This is a genomic window from Arthrobacter sp. MDB1-55 (assembly GCF_059092925.1).
Genome location: NZ_JBNHID010000004.1, coordinates 40443 through 56515, shown reverse-complemented (window position 1 = coordinate 56515; position 16073 = coordinate 40443). Strand labels below are relative to the sequence as shown.

The 16073-nt window shown below is 66.6% G+C and carries 15 protein-coding genes and 1 riboswitch; of the genes, 3 read left to right on the top strand and 12 right to left on the bottom strand.

What is annotated here, in order from left to right:
* Positions 1-21: 21 nt before the first annotated feature.
* Positions 22-154, bottom strand: a riboswitch (SAM riboswitch).
* Positions 155-478: 324 nt separating this feature from the next.
* Positions 479-1120, top strand: coding sequence for a VOC family protein (locus AC5RU3_RS14875; RefSeq protein WP_309124511.1), 642 nt, complete (start codon positions 479-481; stop codon positions 1118-1120).
* Between the two features lie 76 nt (positions 1121-1196).
* Here the strand turns inward: AC5RU3_RS14875 and AC5RU3_RS14870 are convergent, their stop codons facing one another.
* The 4 genes from AC5RU3_RS14870 to AC5RU3_RS14855 all read right to left on the bottom strand — a co-directional run bounded on the left by AC5RU3_RS14870 (position 1197) and on the right by AC5RU3_RS14855 (position 6065).
* On the bottom strand, positions 1197-1988 hold the full coding sequence (locus AC5RU3_RS14870; RefSeq protein WP_493966065.1) for a CPBP family intramembrane glutamic endopeptidase: 792 nt from the start codon (positions 1986-1988) through the stop codon (positions 1197-1199).
* Between the two features lie 134 nt (positions 1989-2122).
* Complete coding sequence (locus AC5RU3_RS14865) at positions 2123-3418, bottom strand: amidohydrolase family protein (protein ID WP_493966064.1); 1296 nt, start codon at positions 3416-3418, stop codon at positions 2123-2125.
* A complete protein-coding gene (locus AC5RU3_RS14860; RefSeq protein ID WP_493966063.1) occupies positions 3415-4848 on the bottom strand; it encodes a formimidoylglutamate deiminase in 1434 nt (477 codons plus the stop codon). Before AC5RU3_RS14860 ends, AC5RU3_RS14865 begins: the two co-directional genes overlap by 4 nt.
* Entirely contained in the window at positions 4845-6065 is a 1221-nt protein-coding gene (locus AC5RU3_RS14855) for an allantoate amidohydrolase (RefSeq protein WP_493966062.1), read from the bottom strand. The genes AC5RU3_RS14860 and AC5RU3_RS14855 overlap by 4 nt, the downstream gene beginning before the upstream one ends.
* A gap of 122 nt (positions 6066-6187) precedes the next feature.
* On the opposite strand from AC5RU3_RS14855, the gene AC5RU3_RS14850 reads away from it, so the two are divergent.
* The gene (locus AC5RU3_RS14850) at positions 6188-6565 is read left to right on the top strand and encodes a VOC family protein (protein ID WP_493966061.1); all 378 of its coding nucleotides are present in this window, start codon (positions 6188-6190) and stop codon (positions 6563-6565) included.
* Between the two features lie 19 nt (positions 6566-6584).
* On the opposite strand, the gene hutU is transcribed toward AC5RU3_RS14850, so the two are convergent.
* Both hutU and AC5RU3_RS14840 read right to left on the bottom strand, forming a co-directional pair.
* Entirely contained in the window at positions 6585-8267 is a 1683-nt protein-coding gene (hutU, locus tag AC5RU3_RS14845; RefSeq protein ID WP_493966060.1) for a urocanate hydratase, read from the bottom strand.
* Positions 8264-8971: an IclR family transcriptional regulator gene (locus AC5RU3_RS14840; protein ID WP_458116818.1), complete on the bottom strand. Its 708-nt coding sequence runs from the start codon at positions 8969-8971 to the stop codon at positions 8264-8266. Before AC5RU3_RS14840 ends, hutU begins: the two co-directional genes overlap by 4 nt.
* A gap of 101 nt (positions 8972-9072) precedes the next feature.
* Here AC5RU3_RS14840 and hutH point away from each other — a divergent pair, with 101 nt between their 5' ends.
* Complete coding sequence (gene hutH / locus AC5RU3_RS14835; protein ID WP_309124699.1) at positions 9073-10650, top strand: histidine ammonia-lyase; 1578 nt, start codon at positions 9073-9075, stop codon at positions 10648-10650.
* Positions 10651-10746: 96 nt separating this feature from the next.
* Here hutH and AC5RU3_RS14830 read toward each other — a convergent pair whose 3' ends face one another.
* The 6 genes from AC5RU3_RS14830 to AC5RU3_RS14805 form a co-directional block, all read right to left on the bottom strand.
* Positions 10747-11289 (bottom strand): AMIN-like domain-containing (lipo)protein, encoded by a 543-nt coding sequence (locus tag AC5RU3_RS14830; protein ID WP_493966059.1) that lies wholly within the window; start codon positions 11287-11289, stop codon positions 10747-10749.
* Between the two features lie 204 nt (positions 11290-11493).
* Positions 11494-12672: a cation:proton antiporter gene (locus AC5RU3_RS14825; RefSeq protein WP_309071395.1), complete on the bottom strand. Its 1179-nt coding sequence runs from the start codon at positions 12670-12672 to the stop codon at positions 11494-11496.
* A gap of 7 nt (positions 12673-12679) precedes the next feature.
* Entirely contained in the window at positions 12680-13162 is a 483-nt protein-coding gene (locus tag AC5RU3_RS14820; RefSeq protein ID WP_493966058.1) for a cation:proton antiporter regulatory subunit, read from the bottom strand.
* Positions 13163-13256: 94 nt separating this feature from the next.
* On the bottom strand, positions 13257-14363 hold the full coding sequence (locus tag AC5RU3_RS14815) for an NAD(P)/FAD-dependent oxidoreductase (RefSeq protein ID WP_493966057.1): 1107 nt from the start codon (positions 14361-14363) through the stop codon (positions 13257-13259).
* Positions 14364-14418: 55 nt separating this feature from the next.
* Complete coding sequence (locus tag AC5RU3_RS14810) at positions 14419-15162, bottom strand: protein phosphatase 2C domain-containing protein (protein ID WP_309071392.1); 744 nt, start codon at positions 15160-15162, stop codon at positions 14419-14421.
* A complete protein-coding gene (locus AC5RU3_RS14805) occupies positions 15159-16046 on the bottom strand; it encodes an aminoglycoside phosphotransferase family protein (RefSeq protein ID WP_493966128.1) in 888 nt (295 codons plus the stop codon). Before AC5RU3_RS14805 ends, AC5RU3_RS14810 begins: the two co-directional genes overlap by 4 nt.
* Between the last annotated feature and the right edge of the window lie 27 nt (positions 16047-16073).

The window sequence follows — 16073 nt, the reverse complement described above, 5'->3', positions numbered from 1 at the left end:
TGTCAATCCTGCCGCCTTCAGAGCTCGCGCTTGCTCCTGCACGCCACATGCAGGGCCTGGTCGTCACCCGGGGCACCCCACCGCGAAGGAGGGTTGCCGGACAGCAAGCCGGGGCCGCCGGCGGGCAGAACCCACCGCACTGTCACTCGTGACCTCATACAAGAGAACCCGAAGAGGGCAGGAAACGGCAACTATTGTGACTCGCGGTGAAACAGACGGTTGCGTCAGGGCGCTCAGAGCCGGCGCGGACGCAGTGCTTGAGTGGGGCCGTCTCGTCTATGGGTAACGGCGGCCCCACCCAAGGGGAACACCCATTGGGTGTCCCGGCAGGAAGATCCGGCGGTCTCGGAACCGGCCTCCCTGTGTGACTCAACTATGCGTGGCCGACCTTGGGTTTTACTTGGACCTTCAAGTCCTCTCGTTGTGACTTAGGCAACCCTAAGTCGAGGCGTCCATCACAAAGTGCCAAAATGGGGCCATGCGCCTGGATCATGTGTCTTATGCCTGCGAACCCGACGGTCTGACTGCCACTGCGGAGCGGATTTCCGACGCTCTGGGCATCGAATTCGTGAAGGGTGGCGTCCACCCACGATTCGGTACCCGCAACATGATTTTTCCTCTCGTCAATGGTCAGTACCTTGAGGTTGTGGAGGTACTCGACCACCCCGCCTCGGACAAGGCGCCCTTCGGCCAGGCCGTACGCGCGAGGTCGGAAGCGGGCGGCGGATGGATGGGCTGGTGCGTCGCCGTTGACGACCTCGCCCCCTTCGAGGAGCGTCTGGGCCGCAGCGCGGTTCCCGGCAACCGCAAATTCCCCGATGGCCAGGAGCTGACCTGGCAGCAGATCGGCATCAAGGGCCTCATCGCTGATCCGCAGGTTCCGTACATGATCCGCTGGGACGACGGCACGCAGTCCCTCCACCCCTCCCAGGCCCGGCCCGCATCCGTGCGGCTCAGCGCCCTGACTATCGCAGGCTCTGCAGCGCGTGTCACAGAATGGCTTGGCACTCCCGTAAGCCACCCGCTCGATGACGTGGACGTGGAGTGGATCGCTCCCAACGGCACTCCCGGGATTATGTCGGTCACCTTCGAGACTCCGAAGGGCGCAGTCCAAATCTAACGTCGCCAATAAACGGCTGCGGCCCCGGATCGTCAGAGCCGGGGCCACACTTGCTTCCGCCATGAAACAGTTTCGATCAGTTCCCGATCCCGATGGCCGAGCCAAACAACGCGAAACCCACAAAACCGGCGATGTCGAGCTGGGCATGCGCCACCACGAGCGGCATCACCCGCTTGGCACGGGTGTAGGCGTAGCCGAAGATCAACCCCATGATCACGTTGCCGATGAACGGTCCGATCCCCTGATACAGGTGGTAGCTCCCACGCAGTAGTGCCGAGGTCACGACAATCGCAGCAACTGACCAGCCGAGTTCCCGGAGCCGCTCGAAGAGATAGCCGACCACGATGACCTCCTCCAGGACTGCGTGCCGGAGCGCGGACAGCACGAGCACGGGCAGGGTCCACCAATAGGTGTCCAGAGCGGTTGGAATGATCGCGGTGGTGATGCCAAGCGCCCGCCCGGCGGCGTACACACCAAGGGTCCCAATTCCGATGACGGCCGCCAACGCCACGCCCAGACCGAAATCGACCTTCGGTTTGCGGAAGGTGAAACCGATGCGTCGGAACGCTGATTTCCCGGGTTCCGTCAGGAGGAAGAGCACGAGGACCACCGGAACCAGCGCAAAGAAGATGCCCAGCAGCTGATAGGTCAGGTCGAAGTACTGCCGGTCATCGAGCACGGGGTTCAGACGCGTGGTCTGAGCGGACAGTGGCGCCTGGGTCAGCTTGTCGATCAGCTCGACAATCGCATACACCCCGGCCTGGCCGAGTGACAGTCCGAGGACGATCAGAATCTCAGCCTTGATTCTCCTCTCGCCAGCCGGAGAAGACGACAACGACGACGACTGGCTGGTCCTTGCGGTTGACATGCCTTCATGGTGCCGTACCGGACCGTTCCGACCAAAGCCCGCACGTCACCGGACAGCCCGCGCCACCGAACAGCCCCGCGCCAAAAGAACCCCGCGCCAAAAGAACCCCGTGCCGGAACCGTCCCGTGCCTGGATCAGCGCACACGTTGCCCGGCGCGCCACACCGCATGGGTCAGCTGCATCCCGGGGCGGTAGGCCAGATGCGTCGCGGACGGCGCGTCGAGCAAGTGCAGATCCGCGCGGTGTCCGATAGCCAGTGAACCGACAGCCAAAGAACCGACAGCCAGTGAACCACCAGCCGGTGCACCGCCGGAAAGGACACCGTCGGAGGCGGAGACACCGTCGGACGCGGAGGCACCGCCGTCGTCGGCTGAGCGTTCCCGACGGAGGGCGAGGGCACCACCGTAGGTTGCCGCCCGCACAGCCTCGTGGACCGTCAGACCCATCTGCAGCACCGCCGTCGCCACGCAGAACGCCATGGACGTGGTGTAGGACGTGCCCGGGTTGCAGTTTGAAGCGAGCGCAATCGGGATTCCCGCGTCCAGCAATTTACGGGCGGGCGCGAGGGGTTGCCGGGTGGACAGATCGCAGGCAGGCAGGCAGGTGGCAACGGTCCCCCGGGTGCCGGGTCCGCCCTCCCAGTCCGACCATGAGCCGGCGAGCGCGTCAAGGTCCGACGACGACAGGTAGTTCACATGGTCCACGCTCGCCGCCCGCTCCTCCACCGCGAGCTGCACGCCCTCCCCCGGTCCCAGCTGGTTGCCGTGAACGCGCAGGCCCAACCCCGCCTCCCGGCACGCCCGGAGCACTTGCCGGCTCTGGTCAGGGGTGAAGGCACCGGTCTCGCAGAAGACGTCGGCCCACCGGACGTAGGGGCGGACCGCGCTGAGCATCGGTCCGGTGACCGCCCGCACGTAATCGTCCGCGTTCCACCCTTGCGGTACAAGGTGTGCGCCGAGGAACGTCACCTCGTCGGCCACAGCGGCCGCGAGCCGTGCGCTGCGCGCCTCCTCATCGACGTCGAGCCCGTACCCCGTCTTTGTCTCAAGGTAGGTGGTGCCTCCCGCCATAGCTTCCGCGGCACGCGAAACCAGCAGGGCGCTCAACTCTTCGTCAGGAGCGCTGCGGGTGGCGTCCACCGTGACGGAAATGCCTCCGGCTGCGTAGGACTGTCCGGCCATCCGCGCTTCGAATTCGGCCGTCCGGTCCCCGGCAAACACGAGGTGGGTGTGGCTGTCCACCCAACCCGGAAGGCAGGCACGGCCCGCGGCATCGTAGTGGTGGTCAGCGGCCGGTGCGTCGCGCGTCGCGCCGATCCACACGATCTGCTCCCCCTCGAGCACGACGGCGGCGTCCTTCAGTACCCGGTGCTCTGCGTCCTGTGTCATGAGCTCGCCGATGTTCGTGAGAACCGTTGTCTTTGCTGTCATGACCGTGCCTTCCCTGGGGTCGCTGATACATCAAGGTTCACTGCCGCATTAAGGTCCACCGCGGCATCAAGGTCCACCGCGGCATCAAGCCGGGAGATGGCAGCGGAGAGGAGGACCGCCGGCTCTCCCAGCCGGACATGGCTGCCGTTGCGAGCAAGCACTTCCCCACCGACGACGACGGCGAGCACGTCCTGCGCTGTTGCCGTCAGCGCCAACTGGTCCGCGGAAGAGCCCGTTGTGCGGGTCGACCGCGGGTCAAGGACCATCAGGTCACACACTTGACCAGGTTGGAGCCCCGCAGCGCGGCGCCCGAGTGCCCTGGAACCACCGGCAGTAGCAGCACGCACCAGTTCTGCGGGTGAGAAACGTCCCCGTTGTCCGCTGGCCAGCCGTTCGCCGTGTTCCAGCGCCCTCATCTCAAGCCAGGGGTCGACGACGGCGTGCTGGTCAGTGCCCAGCGCCACCACTGCGCCGGCATCACGGAGAGCGGTGGCAGGGCCTATCCCGTCGGCGAGATCCGCTTCCGTGGTGGGGCACATGGCGATGGTGACCCCCGCCGTTCCGAGAAGTTTGACGTCTTCCTCGTTCAGGTGGGTGGCGTGCACCGCCGTGAGCCGTTCGGACAGGAGGTTGTGGCGGGCCAGCAGCCCGGCAGGCGTGAATCCTGTCGCGTCAATGCAGTCGCGGTTCTCCGCGGGCTGTTCGGAGAGGTGGATGTGGAGCGGCACGTCAGCGGGAAGGTTTTGCGCGATGAACGCCAGGGCCGGTTCATCGACCGCGCGTACGGAGTGGATCGCCGCGCCGACCGTGACCTGAGCGGTGCTGTACTGCTCAGCCATCGCGTCGCGCAGGGACTTCCACCGGGTGAGCCAGGACCGGGCGCTTCCATCGGTGAAACGTGTCTGTTCAGGCAGCACCGAAGCGCCGAACCCCGACGAGAGGTAGCAGGTGTCAAGGAGTGTGAGGCGAATCCCGGCGGCAACCGCAGCGCGCGCCAGTGCGAACTCCATGGCGTGCGGGCCGCGGTCGTCAGCTGAGCCATACGGGGTACCGTCCGCACGGTGGTGCAGGTAATGGAACTCGGCCACGCTGGTCCAGCCGGCCCCAACCATCTCGGTGTAGACAGCGGTGGCAAGTTCCTCGTACAGCTGCGGGGTGAGGAGACCCGCTGCCCCATACATTGCCTCGCGCCAGGTCCAGAAGGTGCCGGAGCCGGCGTGTGTACGGCCCCGGAGGACCCGGTGGAACGCGTGCGAATGCGCATTGGCCGCTGCGGGGAACACGACGCCATCCAGCCGAAGGTCCTCAGGGGAGCACTCGCTGCCGCGGGTCATCCGTCGGACCACGCCGTCGTCACCGACCTCCACCCGGACGCCGGCCATGATCTCTCCGGGCTCCAGCCAGGCCCGTTCACACCACAGCGTTTTCACAGCAGCCGCTCCAGCACGTCGGCGAGTGCAACCGCGCCGGCGTCGGCGTCGGCGTCCTCGACGTGTTCCTCGGGTGAGTGGCTGATACCGGTCGGATTGCGTACGTACAGCATGGCGGAGGGCACGTGTGCGGCAAGGATGCCGGCGTCGTGCCCTGCTCCGGTGGGAAGGCCTGGAGCACCGGGGATGGCCAGCTGCAGCTGGCGCTGAAGTTCGCCGTCGAAATTCACCGTGCCGCTCACCGACTCGCGGGTCAGCGCCGCAGCGCATCCTTCAAATGCGGCGGCCTTCTGTGCCTGGCCGTGAATGGACTCGACCAGTGAGGCGGTAACGGCGTCGTCCGGGTGGCGGACGTCGATCCAGAGGTCCACCCGTGACGCGATCACGTTCGTGCCGCCCGGAATGGGCTGGACCCTGCCAACGGTGGCGCGGGCCTCGGGCGTTGCCGCGGCGGTCTTCCGGATCGCCAGGATGACCTGGGCAGCAGCGACCATCGGGTCGGCGCGGTCGGCCATGAGCGTGGTGCCGGCGTGGTTACCCTGCCCGGTGATGGACAGCTTCCACCGCCCGTGGCCGATGACCGATGTGCCGATTGCGAAGGGCGAATCGAGGTCGATCAACCCGCGGCCCTGCTCGACGTGAAGCTCCACGAAGTCGCCGATCCGTCGGAGTGCGTCGTCGTCCTTGCCGAGATGAGCAGGGTCCAGCCCGTTGGCTCGTGCAGCCTCTGCGAAGCTCACGCCATCGGGGTCCCTGAGGTTCCGTGCCGCATCCGGATCGATCCCGCCCGTCAGCAGCCTCGATCCGAGACAGGCAACTCCGAAACGGGAGCCTTCCTCTTCCGGAAACACCGTGACGGCCAGCGCCCGCTGCGGTTGCACGCCCCGCTGCTTCAGGACGTCGACGGCGGCGAGTGCCGAAGCGACCCCGAGGGGCCCGTCAAACGCGCCGCCGCCGGGAACGGAGTCCAGGTGGCTGCCGGTGACGAGTGCGCCGTCCCGAGAGCTGTCGCTGCGCTCCGAGCCGGTGTCCCACCAGGCCCAGAGGATGCCGTTGCGGTCGGTCTCGACCTCGAGGCCGCGCCGGGTTGCCTCCTGCTCGAACCACGACCTCAGGTCCAGCTCCGCGTTGGAGAAGACCGGCCGGGAGTACCCGCCGCGGGTCGCGTCCCGCCCGACATCCTCGATTGCTCCCAGCAGGTTGCTTACGCTGTCCAATGGTTTCCCTTCCCGTGTGCGGACGTTCTTCCGGAAGACGTGTTGTACCCCTGTGCAGTGCCGGATATCGGGCCTAGACTCACCAGCACACTGCTATCCCAATCAATCCGGAGGAGTTCATTGTGAGCGGACGTGTTGTGCATTTCGAGATCCCGTTCGACGACGGCGATCGCGCCCGGACGTTCTACCGCGAGGCATTCGGCTGGGACACGCCGCAGATGCCCGAGTTCGAGTACACCGCTGCGGTCACCGGCCCTGCCGGAGACCGAGGGCCCACTGAGCCCGGGTACATCAACGGCGGCATGTTCAGGCGCGACGGCGGTGAACTGGCCGGACCGATCATCACCATCGACGTCGAAAATATCGAAGACGCCCTCGGGAAAGTCACCTCGCTCGGAGGATCCCCGGTCGGCGAGAAGTTGGCGGTCGGCGAGATGGGGTTCGCCGCCTATTTCCGCGACCCGGAAGGCAACGTCATGGGACTCTGGCAGAACGCCTGAGCTGCGTCCTCCTGCGGAGTCAGCGCTCCATGGGAATGCGGACTCCGCGCTCATGGGCCACCTCCTGTGCACGTTCGTAGCCGGCGTCGACGTGGCGGATGACGCCGGTCCCCGGGTCATTCGTGAGGAGCCGCTCCAGCTTCTCGGCGGCCAGGGCCGTTCCATCGGCGACAGACACCTGCCCGGCGTGAATCGAACGCCCGATGCCGACGCCGCCGCCGTGGTGAATGGAGACCCAGGTGGCGCCAGAGGCGGTGTTGAGCATGGCGTTCAGCAGCGGCCAGTCGGCGATGGCATCGGAGCCGTCCGCCATCGCTTCGGTCTCGCGGTACGGCGAGGCGACGGAGCCCGAGTCGAGGTGGTCACGGCCGATGACGATGGGCGCTGATACCTTGCCCTCGGCGACGAGCCGGTTGAAGAGCAGGCCCGCCTTGGCGCGGTCACCGTAGCCCAGCCAGCAGATGCGCGCCGGCAGGCCTTCGAACTCCACCAGGTCACCGGCCGCGTCGAGCCACCGGTGCAGGTGCGCGTTGTCGGGGAACAGTTCCTTCAGAGCAGCGTCCGTCACCGCGATATCCGCCGGGTCTCCTGACAGCGCAACCCAGCGGAAAGGTCCGAGGCCCTCACAGAAGAGCGGCCGGATGTACGCCGGAACGAAGCCGGGGAATGCGAACGCGCGCTCGTAACCGCCCTTGCGGGCCTCGTCCCGGATGGAGTTGCCGTAATCGAAGACGGTGGCGCCGGCGTCCTGGAAACCGACCATCGCTTCAACGTGCCGTGCCATCGACGTCTGGGCCTTCTTGGTGAAACCATCCGGATCGCTGGAGGCCTCCCGCTCCCACTCGTCGACGCCCATGCCCTCGGGCAGGTAGCTCAGCGGATCGTGGGCGGACGTCTGGTCCGTGACGATGTCGATGCTGAACTCACCGTTCCGCTGCCTTTCCAGCAGTGCCGGCACAATCTCTGCGGCATTCCCAACGACGCCTACTGACAGGGCGCGCTTCTCCCGCTTCGCTTCGAGAACCTGGGCCAACCCATCCTCAAGGTCGGAAGCGACGACGTCGAGGTAGCGCTTCGCGGCACGCCGGCGCAGGCGGGTCTCGTCGACGTCGATAATCAGGACCGCGCCTCCGTTGAGGGTGACCGCCAGCGGCTGGGCCCCGCCCATTCCTCCGCATCCCGCCGTCAGTGTGAGGGTGCCGGCGAGCGTTCCACCGAATCCGGCATTCGCCACGGCGGCGAAGGTTTCGTACGTGCCCTGCAGGATGCCCTGAGTGCCGATATAGATCCAGGATCCTGCCGTCATCTGCCCGTACATCATCAGCCCCTCGGCCTCGAGGCGGCGGAACTCGGGCCACGTCGCCCAGTCCCCCACCAGATTGGAATTGGCGAGGAGTACGCGCGGCGCCCACGGGTTGGTACGGAAAACGCCCACCGGCTTGCCCGACTGCACTAGGAGTGTTTCATCCTCCTCCAGGTCCTTGAGCGTGGCGACGATCGCGTCATACGCCTCCCAGCTGCGCGCGGCCCGGCCGGTTCCTCCGTAGACGACGAGATCTTCCGGGCGTTCGGCGACCTCCGGGTCCAGGTTGTTCATCAGCATCCGCAGGGGGGCTTCGGTCTGCCAGCTCTTCGTGGACAGCTCTGTGCCGCGGGGTGCGCGGATGGCGCGGGAGGGATCGTGCTGGGTGAATCCGGTCATGACTGTGCTCCTGGTATCGGGGACTCGTTCGATGAAGGTGATTGGGTGCCGTCGTTGGAGACACCCTGTGGGGCGTGGAGGATCCCGGCTGCTTCACGGGCGACCTGGCGGCCGATACGGCGTGCGCCGTCGGCGGTGATCCGGTAGGTCGGCACCACAACGCTCAGCGCGGCCACCACCTGGCCGCCTGATTCGATGGGAGCGGCAATCGCCGTGACGTCGGGTTCGATGCCGTTGCTGACCACCACGTACCCGTCAGAGGGTGTCTCTCCACCGAGGACCGCTCCAGCCGCCGTGCCGGTCAGCGGAATACTCCGGCCAACCCAGCTGGTGTGGCGGACAGAATGGGTGCCTTCACGGACAGAAAGGTAGATGCCGTGGCCGTCGTGGGACGGAACGTTCAGGTAGGCGGACTCACCCGTGGAGTCGACCAGTCGTTCGAGTGCGCTTTCCGCGAGAGACACGAGCGATTCGTGCGAGAGGGCCTGCGCGCCGAGCTGCACCACGCGCATGCCGGGCCGGTAGCCGTCGTCGTCCCGGCGGACGAAGCCGGTGCCCTCCAGGGTGCGCAGCAGCCGCAGCGCAGTAGAGGCGGAGAGTCCGGCGTCGCGGGCGGCGTCCGCCAGCGTCACCGATCCCCGGTCGCACACCGTGCCGAGGAGCAGCAGTGCGCGCTCGACGGTGCGGGTAGAGGTATCCGCCACAGTTTCTTCCTTGCGTTCGAGGCCAATTTGTATTTCACTTATTGAAACGCTCATTTCATCTGTTGGCAAGAGCGTGGCTCGCAGGACGGGAAGAGGACAGCATGCGGCACGGCACAATCGTCAGTATCGGTTTGGGAGCACTCGCCCCTGCGGAGGTGGTCGCAGTCGCGCGGCACGGCGCCCGGGTGGAGCTCAGCGAGGACTCGCTGGCCGCAATGAAGGCAAGCCGAGCGGTGATCGATGCCCTCATCGATGACCCGACGCCGCACTACGGCGTGTCCACAGGTTTCGGCGCCCTGGCCACCAAGCACATCCCCGTACAGGAACGAACGCACCTGCAGCGCAGCCTCATCCGCAGCCACGCGGCGTCGTCGGGTGCGGAGGTCGACCGGGAAGTAGTGCGCGGTCTGATGCTCGGCCGCCTCTCCACCATGGCCACGGGGCGAACAGGAGTTCGGCCCATCGTCGCTCAGACCTACGCGGACATGCTCAACGCCGGCATCACTCCGGTCATCGGTGAGTACGGCTCGCTCGGCTGCTCCGGTGACCTCGCCCCGCTCTCGCACGTGGCGCTGGCCCTGATGGGTGAAGGTGAGGTAAGGAACGACGACGGCGCGCTGCTGCCCGCCGCTGAAGCGCTCGCTGCCGCCGGCATCGCCCCGGTTGAGCTGCGGGAAAAAGAGGGTCTCGCCCTCATCAACGGCACCGACGGAATGCTCGGCATGCTCGTGCTCGCTTCCGCCGATCTCCACCGGCTGCTGCGCACCGCCGACCTCGCCGCCGCGATGAGTGTCGAGGGACTGCTGGGCACCGACAGCGTCTTCGCCGAGGACCTTCATCAGCTCCGGCCGCACCCCGGGCAGGTGGCCTCCGCCGCGAACATTCGCCGGGTCCTGGCCGGATCACGGTTGATCGGCGAACATGCCTCCGAGGAACGCAAAGCGCACAGGTTCACCCGCGTCCAGGATGCCTACTCGCTGCGGTGCGCTCCTCAGGTGCACGGTGCTGTGCGGGCTACCCTGGCGCACGTCGAAACAGTCGCCGCGATCGAACTCGGATCGGCCATCGACAACCCTGTAGTTACCCCAGACGGCAGGGTGGAGTCGAACGGCAACTTCCACGGCGCTCCGATCGGCTACGCGCTCGATTTCCTGGCGATCGCCGTCGCGGACCTGGCTTCCATGAGCGAACGCCGCACCGACCGCTTCCTGGACAAGAGCCGCAACCACGGCCTCAATCCTTTCCTCGCCCATGATCCCGGCGTCGATTCCGGGCACATGATCGCCCAGTACACGCAGGCGGGCATCGTCTCCGAGCTGAAGCGGCTAGCAGTGCCGGCGTCCGTCGATTCCATCCCGTCCTCCGCCATGCAGGAGGACCATGTGTCGATGGGCTGGTCGGCGGGCCTGAAGCTGCGGCGCGCGCTGGACGGGCTCACCCGCGTTGTGGCGATCGAACTGCTCACCTCTGCCCGTGCCCTGGACGCGCGCGACGGAGGCCTGGCCAACTCCTGCAGTTCCCCGGCCATCCATGCCGCCCGCACCGCCATCCGTGAGGTGGTCGAGGGACCGGGAACCGACCGGTACCTCGCTCCGGAGATCGAGGCCGTACGCAAGCTGGTGGAGGCCGGCGTCGTGGTCGACGCCGTCGACCGTGTGTTGGAGGAGCCTCTGGCGTAGGCACCCGCCCGCGGGCGGGGCAAGGATAATGGCGCCCTGAGAAACCCAAGGCGCCATTATGTGACGCCATCCGCCGGAAGGTGGGGCGGATATCCCCTACCAGCGGTGGGCCACGTCGATGACCAGTCTGGATGAGGTGCCCGGTCCGGCGAGGGTGAAGACCCGGAACGGAAGACGGGCGCGGACGCCGAGGCCGAAGGTTGTGCGGCTCTCGAAACTGTCTATGTAAGCCACCTGGCGGAAGGTTGTGAACCCGGTGACATTGACCGCTTCGGACCGGACGGCCGGGCGGTAGGTTGCGTTCATGCTGCCGTCGTGGGCGGGGGCGTTGACCGTGACCTGGATGTCAGCGGCTCCACGCAATGGCGTCGGCAGCCCGGAAGTCCCGGTGACGGCGCTGACGTAGCGAACGGTGTAGCCGGCACCAGCGCCGCGCACGTCGATCACGAGCCGATCGAAGCAGGCGTGTCGTCCCGCTCGGGCGTTCACGACGGGAGCACTGGTTTGGGCCGTGCTGGTCTTCGCTAGTGAGCCCCACGTGATTCCACAGTACGGAGCCGCGGATGCAGGGGCCGGCGCTACCAGGCTGAATCCGACAATGAGGAGCAGACTCGCCAGCAGCGCACGAAGTGTGTGCATGATGCACCACCTTTCATTTGAGTAGGTGGGATCATCGTAGGGCTGCTGACAGCGTAAGGATCCGGCGCGGAAGCCATCGGCGCATAACCGTTACGGCGGAGGTGAAATGACCGTTTCCACAGGTCACAGAGTGGGTCGAACCGCAATCAATCAGACGCCGCAATGTCACCGTGTGCTCCCTCGGGCCGCGTCGGCGTATCCGGGCTACACCGGTAGCGGTACGCTCCTTCGGAACAGGTTCATTGCCGGTTCCGCGAGCCGCGCAGCGATCGGTCCAAACACGGCCATGAGCAGGACGTAGGCAGTTGCGAGTGCAGCAAGCTCCTCGGTCACCGCTCCCGAAGCGACTGCAAGGCCGGCGATGACGATCGAGAACTCACCGCGTGCAATCAGGGCGGCACCGGCGCGGGCACGGCCCAGGCGTCCGACACCCTGCCGTTTTGCAGCCCACCAGCCCGTTGCCACCTTGGTGATCGTGGTGATGAGCGCGAGCAGGAGTGCGTAACCGAGGACGGGCGGAATGGTTGCGGGATCGGTGTTGAGCCCGAAGACGACAAAGAAGACGGCAGCGAACAGGTCACGCAGGGGTTCGAGGAGGCGAGCAGCGTTGGTGGCTGTGGCCCCGGAGATGGCGATACCCAGCAGGAACGCGCCGACGGCGGCGGACACCTGCATGGCAGAGGCAAGACCTGCCACCAGAAGCGCCCCGCCGATCAGCGTCAGCAGGAAGACCTCCCGGTCTTTCGAGTCGACAACGGCGGAGACTGTCGCGCCGAAGCGCAGCGCTACCACGAGGACGATGGTCACGACAACGAGCGAGATTCCCACCGCCTGGAGACCGCCGGCGAAGCTCACGCCTGCCAGGACGGTGGTGAGGATCGGCAGGTACACCGCCATGGCCAGGTCCTCGAAGACCAGGAGCGAAAGGACCACCGGTGTTTCGCGGTTTCCGAGCCGTCCGAGGTCCGAGAGGACCTTCGCCACGATGCCTGACGACGATATGTAGGTCACGCCGCCAAGCACGAAAGCTCCGATGCCGCCCCATCCGAGCACGAGTGCAATCAGCACGCCCGGCAGGAAGTTCAACACAATGTCCAGTACGCCGGCCATCCACGACTGTCTGAGGCCGGTGACCAGCTCCCCCGCCGTGTACTCGAGCCCGAGCAGCAAGAGCAGGAGGACGACGCCGATTTCACTGGCGATCTCGCTGAACTCCGCCACACCGTCGAGCTCGATGAGCCCGCCGTGACCGAAGAACAGCCCTCCGACCAGGTAGAGCGGGATGGGTGAGAGTCCTATCCGTCCGGCGAGTCTTGCCAGGATACCGAGGCCGAAAAAGACGGCCCCCAGTTCAATGAGAACCAGCGCGCTGTGACTTCCCACGGGCGGCTCAGCCGCCGCGGAGGATCTCGGCGGCGGTGTCGAGCCCCTCGGAGGTGCCGACCGCTACGAGCAGGTCACCTGACCCGAGCACAAAATCCGGCGTAGGCGAAGCCTGCACCTGGCCCCGCCGAAGTACAGCAACGATCGACACGCTGGAACGGGTCCTCATCTTGGTATCCCCCAGCTTGCGTCCGTCATAGGGAGAGTCGACCTCCACGAGGAACTGGCGGGTGTTCACGCCCGGAAGGTCGCGGTGAGCCTCGGTCAACTGCGCCACGAGCTGGTGCGCACCAAGCAGGTTCCCGAGGGTAGAGGCTTCCTCGGCGGTGAGCGGAATGGACGCCAGACATGCGTCCGGGTCATCGGCACGGGAGACGATCAACTCCGTCTCACCGTCACGCTGGGTGACGGTCCCGATTCTGCGGCCTGAAGCCGTGACAATATCCTTGCGTACGCCGATTCCCGGAAGCGGCGTCTCTTCAACCTTCATGCTTTTACTTTAGTCCCGGGAGCGCTGTGCTGAACTCCGGGAGCTGTCCACCTCGGGCGAAACAGCGATGCGCGCCCGCAGGGCACGTCCTCGGCTAGCGGTCCGCTGCGAGCGCTGCGGCAATGGCCTGTCCGCCTCCGGATCCCGGGCCGGCGCCGGAGATGAGTCCGGCCGCCAGTTCCGCGATCGCCGACGACGTCTGGAACCCGTAGCCGCCCTGGCCCGCTAACCAGAAAAAGCCCTCGGCCTCGGGGTCGAAACCCACCACGGGCAGGCCATCGGCCACCTGGGTGCGTAATCCCGTCCATGCCCTCAGGACGTGCTCGATTTCCAGTTCGGTCACCGAACCGAGGCGGGAAATCAGCGCTTCAAGATCCTCGGGGCGGGGCTGCGCGTCCTCAGGCACGCTGGGAACGGACTCTGCAGGCGAAATCAGGACACCGCCGTCGTCCCTGCGGAAGTAGAAACTGTCATCCGCTGCCGCGACCATCGGGGAATCCGGAGCGGGCATATTCCTCGCCGCGACGACGGCTGCCGTGCGCCGGTAGGGGCGCAGGCCCTGCGTGGCCACCCCGGACAGGACAGCAAGTTCATCTGCCCAGGCGCCTGCAGCATTGACGACGACGGCGGCATGTACTGCGTGCGGTCCGGCGCCGACTTGCCAGGCGGTACGCAACTGCTGGACGGAGTGGACCCGGGCACCCGTCAGGATCTTGGTGCCGCCTGCAGTGGCGCGTTCACGATGGTGCTCGAGCAACACATCGGTATTGCAGCCGACGGAGGTGGTGTCGAGGCCGGCGGCGTCGTAACCGTGGGCGTCTGAAGCCGGCGCGATCTGTGGGCAGAGACGCACCGCTTCCTCCCACGGGATGCGTTCCATTGCGCCGCTGGCACGGGCAGCGACAGTCTCCTCGGAGCCGATCAGCATGAAGCTGCGGGGCGACAGAACCGGCAAAGACAGGCCGCCCTCAAGTTCCCGGAGGAGGTTCAGCGTCCGGTCCGTGAGCCGGCGGATCACCTCCGGCCCATAACTGGGAATCAGCTGCCGGGCTGACCGTGAGGACGTGTGGTACGCGAGCGAGTGTTCTGCCTCGAGGAGGACAACCCTCAGCCGCGCGCGGGTGTTTGACGTGAGCGCCGACGCGAGCGACAGTCCCGCAATCCCACCACCGACGATGACGACGTCTGCTGTTTCGGCCATGGCCGTATCTCCTCACGCTCCGCTGGTCTCCGCGAAAAATGCGGCTGACGTCCGGCTACTGCTCCGTCAGTGCGACGCACAGGACCGAGGCGTCGTCAGCTGCTTCGCCGATCTCGTCCTGGGTGGTCCGCAGCATCAGCATAAGCTCCTGCGCCCCCATTGGAGTCTGCACCGCCTCAAGAAACTCCTCGGGACCGCGGACAAGCCCCAGGTCGACAGCGCGCCACGCACCGTCCGACGCCAGAGCCACGGTGTGCACCGATTCGAGCGTCACGAGCTGCGCATGTTGAGCTGCGGCCGGCTCGCGGCGAGCAACCCAGACGCCGTCCGGTGTGTTCCGCCTCAGGCGCGCCGCGCGCAGCTCCTCAAGCGACGACGATCCCGGCAACGCCTCGCCGACGTGCTGCACCTCCCCGTTCCCGAAGCCTGCAACCACGTGGCAGTCGGCGAGGCTGAGGACGGAGAGCGTGCCGTCGTCGTCCGCTGTGATGAGCGAGACTGCGGCGCTTGGGAACCGCTCGGATTCGGCGCCGACCAGCTGGTGGCCGATGTCGTCCACCTTCGCGAGCGCCGCGGCGAGAACCGAGCGGGCATCGCTCGGCCCGGCGCTTTCAGCAAGCGCCAGTCCCAGTACCTGTGCATACCAGGAGGGGTTGGAAGCGCCGGGGAGATCGAGTTCGTCGAGGAGGCTCGTTGCACCGTCGATCATCCAGGCAGCGTTGTTCCGGTAACCGCAGGCGTCTTCCATGACGTGGTTGTCGCCCTCGGTCTGGACGCGGGAGACATGCGAGAACTTCAACCGGTGACCCCTTCGTCAAGCAGTACTTCCTCGAGAATCCGGACCCCCATGGAGCGGAAAGTCGGGTTGTCGTCGGAGATGGCGGCCATGGCCGAGGCCATGCACAGGGCCCATCCGCGGGCGCGCCGCCACGTCGCCGCATCGGGAGCCCGTTCACTGTTGATTGTTTCCATGAAAGTCCTGCGGCCCCCGCCGTCGAAGACCATCCAGGCAGCGGCGAGGTCCGTCGCTGGATCCCCGGACGTCAGGTCCCCGAAGTCGAGAACGGCCGCGAGGCCTCCCGCCCGGTCCAGGACAAGGTTCGCCGCATGCAAATCGCCGTGCAGCCAGAGAGGCGAGCCATCCCATTCCGGTTGGTCCCGCAGGTCGCGCCACAGGAAGAGTAGGTCCTCGGACAGCCCCGCGGAGGCGACCCGCTCCTCCACAGCCGCGTTGCGGGTGGAAAGCGGTCCGCCGCGCACCGGATTGCGTGGGGCATCCGGAGGTGCCGGGCGTTGAAAGGCCAGCACGAAGCGTGCGAGGTCTTCGGCCGCTTGGGAGCGGCCGTGCGGCTCGATTCCCGCCGCCTGTATCCCGTCCACCCACTGTGTGATGGTCCAGTACCAGGGAAAGTACGACGACGGCGTGCCCGTCCGCAACTGAACGGGTGTCACCGCCTGCAGGCTCACACTGAGTTCGGGCAGCCAGCGCTGCTCGTTCCGGATGAGGTCGGCCGCCGCCTGCCGGCGGGGCAGGCGGACGGCCAGATCATCGCCGAGCCGAAAGATCGCATTGTCCCAGCCGTTGGCAGCCCGGGCGAGCGGCAGGCCGGCGAGATCGGGGTGCTGATCGGCGAGCAGGCGCGCCACCAGCTCAGCGGTGACGTTCACCTCTGCTGCCGGCATGTTCGCCACCGCTGGCCCCCTACCCGT

What these genes read in the sequence shown, in the direction of transcription:
- AC5RU3_RS14875 (WP_309124511.1), top strand. Translation starts at nt 479, where the DNA reads ATGCGCCTGGATCATGTGTCTTATGCCTGCGAACCCGACGGTCTGACT.
- AC5RU3_RS14870 (WP_493966065.1), bottom strand. Translation starts at nt 1,988, where the DNA reads ATGTCAACCGCAAGGACCAGCCAGTCGTCGTCGTTGTCGTCTTCTCCG.
- AC5RU3_RS14865 (WP_493966064.1), bottom strand. Translation starts at nt 3,418, where the DNA reads ATGACAGCAAAGACAACGGTTCTCACGAACATCGGCGAGCTCATGACA.
- hutU (WP_493966060.1), bottom strand. Translation starts at nt 8,267, where the DNA reads ATGACCGGATTCACCCAGCACGATCCCTCCCGCGCCATCCGCGCACCC.
- hutH (WP_309124699.1), top strand. Translation starts at nt 9,073, where the DNA reads ATGCGGCACGGCACAATCGTCAGTATCGGTTTGGGAGCACTCGCCCCT.
- AC5RU3_RS14830 (WP_493966059.1), bottom strand. Translation starts at nt 11,289, where the DNA reads ATGCACACACTTCGTGCGCTGCTGGCGAGTCTGCTCCTCATTGTCGGA.
- AC5RU3_RS14820 (WP_493966058.1), bottom strand. Translation starts at nt 13,162, where the DNA reads ATGAAGGTTGAAGAGACGCCGCTTCCGGGAATCGGCGTACGCAAGGAT.
- AC5RU3_RS14815 (WP_493966057.1), bottom strand. Translation starts at nt 14,363, where the DNA reads ATGGCCGAAACAGCAGACGTCGTCATCGTCGGTGGTGGGATTGCGGGA.
- AC5RU3_RS14805 (WP_493966128.1), bottom strand. Translation starts at nt 16,046, where the DNA reads ATGCCGGCAGCAGAGGTGAACGTCACCGCTGAGCTGGTGGCGCGCCTG.